Genomic DNA, 2,770 nt, shown 5'->3' on the forward strand with positions numbered 1-2,770 from the left:
GCCGCTATACATCATTCATTCAAAAATCTGTTTTCGTATCTTATCGAAGTCAAAGGGATTATACTCCATAAAATTTCCACTTTTTTGGAAATTTCAGCCTGAAATTATTTTTTTTGCTTTTTTTGATACAATTCAATAATACACTTTGCTCTGTAACACAGTAAGTATCAACAATGGAATCATTTTCTTTTTAGTAGTTTTTCTCATCTGTGTTCTTCTCCCTTCTTTCATTCACCCAGAACACAGCATCCTCATTTTTTCAAAAGAAAAGAGAAATCCTGTTCCTGACATCCCTCTCTCTTATTTTAATCTAATTATTATGTCTAATTTGTCGGCTTAGTACGATAAATCACACTATTTAATACGAAACATATATGTTGAAAGAACAATCTTGAAAAAAGTATACTTATTGTAGCTACAGAACAATAGTAGGCAAGGGGGAAGGACATATTACGGGCACAGTTAGAAAAAAATTGATGGATTACTTAGAAGAAAATGGAATATCCGTATATCGTTTTGCAAAAGATAGTGGGATTCCACAAAGTACGATATGGAGCATTATCAAAAAAGAAGACTACGAAGTGCGGGAGGATAATATCCGAAAAATATGTGAAGGCATGGGGATTCCCGTGAGCGAGGTTATGGAATTGGAGAATGCACAAAAGTTAAATCTCAGACAAAGTGAGGTACCGGTAGTGGTTAAGTATCGTAAACTGGATAAATTTGATCAATGCCGTGTGCAGGGTTATGTGGACGCATTGATTGACCGGAAAGAGACGAAGAAAAAAATAGAGTGATGATCCAGTAACATTTTTATTTTTGTAGTAGGATCGTGCCGTTTATGATATACTAAAGTATAAATGTATCAAAAACAATTAAAATATGAAAATATTTTGAAGAAATGAGGAACAATATGTCAGAAGAATTAAAACCGCATGTTGTGAAGTCACATGACATCAGATTGGATTCTGATTATGTGAGCTGGGTTCACGATGTGAAGCAGCGTTATGTGTCAGCACAGATAAAATCAGCGGTCAAAGTAAATACAGAGCAGCTTTTCTTTAACTGGCAGTTGGGACGGGATCTGGTTGAGAGAAAAGCAGAGGAGAAATGGGGAAAAGGAATTGTGGAGCAGCTTAGTCTTGATCTGCAGAATGAATTCCCCAAAGCGAAAGGATTTTCAGCAAGAAATCTTTGGAATATGAAAAAATGGTATCTATTCTATTCTGGAAATGAAAGCTTTTCAGAACTGGCACATCATATGGAGGAAAGTCTTGATATGAAAAGCCTAAAACTGCAGCAGGTCGGTGTGGAATTAGATCAAAATGAAAAACTGCAACAGCTTGTTGCAGAAATTAACTTTCCTAAATTTTTCGGTTTCGTTCCATGGGGACATCATATAGAAATAGTTACAAAGTGCAAAACGGTAGAAGAGGCTTTGTTCTATGTCAGAAAAACGATAGAGGAGAGCTGGAGCAGAAGTGTCCTGATTGATAATATAAAGGCTCATTTATATCAATCATCGGGTAATGCCCTGACTAATTTTGCTGAAAAACTTCCGACCATACAGGGGAAATTGGCACAGGAAATTGTTAAGGATACTTATGATTTTGGGTTTGTTTCCTTACCGGCAGGCTATGATGAAAAAGAATTAGAAGATGCGTTGGAACAGAACATAACAAGATTTTTGCTGGAACTTGGATCAGGTTTTGCTTTTATAGGACGTCAGAAAGAGATTATTGTAGCCGGGAAAACCAGAAAGATTGATATGCTTTTTTATCATATAAAACTTCGATGCTATGTTGTCGTTGAGTTGAAAGCGGTATCCTTTGAACCGGAATTTGCCGGAAAACTGAATTTTTATGTGAATGCAGTAGATCAGCTTATGAAAACGGATGATGACAATCCGACAATAGGATTGCTTATATGTAAGGATAAGGACCAGACGGAGGTACAGTGGGCATTTCAGGGAATTGAAACACCTATGGGAGTTGCAACCTATGATAACATTCGGATGAATGAGATTAAGTCTCAGTTGCCATCGGAGGAAGCAATTCAGAAACGCTTGGAACAGGCAGAAGAGGAATATCTGCTGAAACTGCAGGAAAAGAATAAATAAGTTGGATACAACCGTACAGTCATTAAGGAGTCACCTCAGTTGTGACTCTCTTTTGATGCGATAAATCGCACTAATATACTACGAAACATATAGTCTAGCAAAACTAAAATTTCCTATTTATACTAATAGTGTGTCCACATGTGGAGACGGTTGTATTGCTTTCCCACAAAAACTGACAGCGGAATCAATGTAAAAGTCGAGTTTGGCGAGGAAGAAGGTAAAGTGCTGCCTGGTAATATCGCCAAGAGAGCCGAATTGTACAAGCCGAAAGAAAAATGAGATATTTACGGTAAGATATTAATCCCTGTTTTATCATTAAATGGAGGAAAGAATAATGAAAATAACGGAGAGTTATAATATATTTAATGAGTGCGTAAATGTATTAGAGCTGATAATAAGTTTATTTTTACTTACTTCTAAGAAGAAAGAATGGAATGAATATATTATTTGTTTTTATGGTGGATTTCTTTTTGGTATTATTCCATTTTATGTGATTATAGAGAATATCCCAATTGCATTGACAGGTTGCATTTTTCTTTCGTTAATGCTTTGTGTTTTGCAAAAAAAGGCTAAACAGAAATTATATATACCATTAGAGATTGTTATGTTTAAAACGTTACTAATAATTGGAATAACATTATTTGATGAGTG

The 2,770-nt window shown here is 35.5% G+C and carries 3 protein-coding genes and 1 pseudogene; all 4 read left to right on the plus strand.

Annotated elements, in window-relative coordinates:
* Positions 1-476: 476 nt before the first annotated feature.
* Positions 477-797, plus strand: a complete 321-nt coding sequence (locus tag H8704_RS13960) for a helix-turn-helix domain-containing protein (protein ID WP_022464228.1) — start codon at positions 477-479, stop codon at positions 795-797.
* Between the two features lie 116 nt (positions 798-913).
* The gene (locus tag H8704_RS13965) at positions 914-2,119 is read left to right on the plus strand and encodes a PDDEXK nuclease domain-containing protein (RefSeq protein ID WP_022464229.1); all 1,206 of its coding nucleotides are present in this window, start codon (positions 914-916) and stop codon (positions 2,117-2,119) included.
* 137 nt (positions 2,120-2,256) lie between these two features.
* Positions 2,257-2,395 (plus strand): annotated as a pseudogene (locus H8704_RS14590) (RNA methyltransferase); the annotation flags it as partial.
* 58 nt (positions 2,396-2,453) lie between these two features.
* On the plus strand, positions 2,454-2,770 hold a 317-nt coding region (locus tag H8704_RS13975), incomplete at its 3' end, for a hypothetical protein (protein WP_249298668.1).

Origin of the sequence: Jutongia huaianensis (assembly GCF_014384985.1) — a bacterium.
GTDB lineage: Bacteria > Bacillota > Clostridia > Lachnospirales > Lachnospiraceae > Jutongia > Jutongia huaianensis.

What these genes read in the sequence shown, in the direction of transcription:
- H8704_RS13965 (WP_022464229.1), top strand. Translation starts at nt 914, where the DNA reads ATGTCAGAAGAATTAAAACCGCATGTTGTGAAGTCACATGACATCAGA.
- H8704_RS13960 (WP_022464228.1), top strand. Translation starts at nt 477, where the DNA reads ATGGATTACTTAGAAGAAAATGGAATATCCGTATATCGTTTTGCAAAA.